Annotated in this window: 1 protein-coding gene; it reads right to left on the bottom strand. The window is 52.3% G+C overall.

Annotated features, from left to right (window positions below; all coding sequences use genetic code 11):
• Positions 1–4 precede the first annotated feature (4 nt).
• The coding region (locus tag NR073_RS11435) for a hypothetical protein (protein WP_256748848.1) at positions 5–346 on the bottom strand (342 nt) is incomplete at its 5' end.

Below are 346 nucleotides of genomic sequence, written 5' to 3'. Positions count from 1 at the left end.
AGTGTCACCCTTCTGGATGTCGGCAATCTCGTTGCCGTGCCGGCTCCTGTTCCTCTTCTCTCTCTCCCCTTTCTCTTTTTCTTTCTCCTTTCCTTCTCTTTTTCTTCCCCTCTTCTCCTCCTCCTCTTCCTTTCTCCTCCCCTCCCCCTCTCCTCCTTCCTTTTCTTCTCCTTTCTTTCCCCTCTCCCTTCTTCTCTTCCTCCTCCTTCCCTTCTTCCCTTCCTTCTCTCTCTTCCCTTCTCTTCCTCTCCTCCTCTTCCCCTTCTCTTCCTCCCTTCCTCTCTTTCTCTCTTCCCCTCTCCCCCTTTTCCCTCTTCCTCCTCTTTTCCCTCTCTCTTCCCTTTTC

The sequence above is a fragment of the Micrococcus sp. Mcc28 genome (assembly GCF_024519775.1).
In the GTDB taxonomy this organism is placed as follows: Bacteria; Actinomycetota; Actinomycetes; order Actinomycetales; family Micrococcaceae; genus Micrococcus; species Micrococcus luteus.
The sequence above is the reverse complement of the archived record's forward strand: the minus strand, read 5'-3'. Positions and strand labels throughout refer to the sequence as shown.